The sequence below is a fragment of the Bacillus sp. 05T31 genome (assembly GCF_056396725.1).
The window spans coordinates 1-1,875 of record NZ_JBFTMA010000944.1 but is presented as its reverse complement, the minus strand read 5'-3'; the positions used below and the strand labels follow the sequence as shown (position 1 = coordinate 1,875).

1 protein-coding gene is annotated in these 1,875 nt (G+C 30.6%); it reads left to right on the top strand.

Going from position 1 to position 1,875, the window contains the following annotated elements; translation table 11 throughout:
• Positions 1–203: 203 nt before the first annotated feature.
• The coding region (locus tag AC1DJR_RS30140; protein WP_477004275.1) for a sensor histidine kinase at positions 204–1,875 on the top strand (1,672 nt) is incomplete at its 3' end.

Sequence of the window (1,875 nt, the reverse complement as noted above, 5' to 3'; positions counted from 1 at the left end):
ACCTGACTCATACGGAATTTGAAGTATTACATACTTAATACCAAATCAAAGTATATGCATGATGAGAATGCAATTAATTACAAAAATATGGAGCTATGAATTTATTGGTGATAATTGTATAGTAAATTACGATATAAATGGGGACCTAAATGTAAGAGTGTAATAACCATTGTTTGAGCGAGTTATAAATTGGAGGATACAGTATGAAAAGAGGAATTGTATTAAAATTRTTTATGWTAACAACAGTGTTATGTATGTTGATCTTAGCAACTATTTTTGTTGGACAAACGATATTCTTTAAACAATTTTATGCGAATAAAAAAATGGAGGATATCAAAACAAGCATGAAATCTTTTGAAACAGATTATTTAAATAGTGGCGGAAATTCACAATCCATTCAAAAGTTAGAGGAAGACTTTTATCGAGAACATAATACATGGATTACAACATTAGATAGTAATGGAAGTTTAAAGAATGTCAATGATTTTTATATAGAAGTAACATTAAAGCAGTCTAAAAATAAAGAAAGTCAATTCGCTAATTCTACAATTACCATACCATTGTATAATTTTAAGGGTGATTACGATATTTCAACTAGCGAGTTCACTTTAGGAGAATCACTTTTTTTACGGGGTATAGAAAAAAATGCTGCGTTCTTTCCTTATGCTTTACACTCAAATGCAACCAATGTGAATTGGATAAATAAGCCAATAGATAAAAAAATAAATGAAATTATAGAACAATGTAAAAAGAAATATCCACCTGCAGACATGCCTGAAGGTATATCTGATTATGAAAAAAAAATAATCAAAGGAAAAGAACAATCTAAATTTGAAAAAGTATTGGCCCAAGCAATACCTGAAAAATCACTAGAAGGGACAATTACCAAGATTCCAAATTTGGATGGGAAGAATCAATCGAATTTTATTTATACAAATAGCTTGTTTATGGAAAAGATACAAGAGTTTCAGGCAGACTTATTGCTCAATGAAAAGAATCCTAAATATGATACCTTACAAGAAATCGATTATGAGCAGAATAATATTAAATATAAGTTCATAATAAAACCGATAAAGGATAAAAGCGGTGCAATAACATACATTTTCTCAATGACTTCGTTACAGCCAGTTGGGGTTCCAGTGATGTCAAAAGATGAGATTGGTGATTTAGCTCAAAATATTAATTTACTTTCAAATACATTACATTCACATATTGAGCAGTTACACCAAGATATAGAAAAAGAAAAACGATTAGAATACACAAGAAAAGAATTTATTTCAGGGGTATCGCATGAGTTAAAGACACCTCTAAGTATTATGAAAAGTTGTATTTCTATCTTAAAAGACGGTGTTGCAAGTCATAAGAAAGAATATTACTTTAAGGCAATGGAAAAAGAAGTGGATAAGATGGATATGTTGATTGTGGATATGCTTGAGTTAGCAAAATTTGAATCTGGTACGTATAAAATGCAGATGGATGTTTTTTATATTGACCAATCCATTAAGCATATATGTGAGCAATTATCTTTGGACATAACAAAAAAGCAATTAAATATTCACACACATCTTGCTGCAACTGAGGTCATTGCAAATTACCATCGTATAGAACAAGTACTCACAAACTTTATCACAAATGCTATTCGTTACACGCCAGAAAAAGAAAATATTATTATTTCTACATTAGATGAGCCAAGTCGCATAAGGGTTTGTATCGAAAATAAAGGTGCCCATATTGAAGAAGATCAATTAGATAAAATTTGGGATCGTTTTTACCGAGTTGATACAGCWMGWCAACGSTCRCAAGGTGGAACAGGWCTTGGACTTGCCATTTCAAAAAACATCTTAGAACTTCATGGAGCAGAGTATGGAGTATATA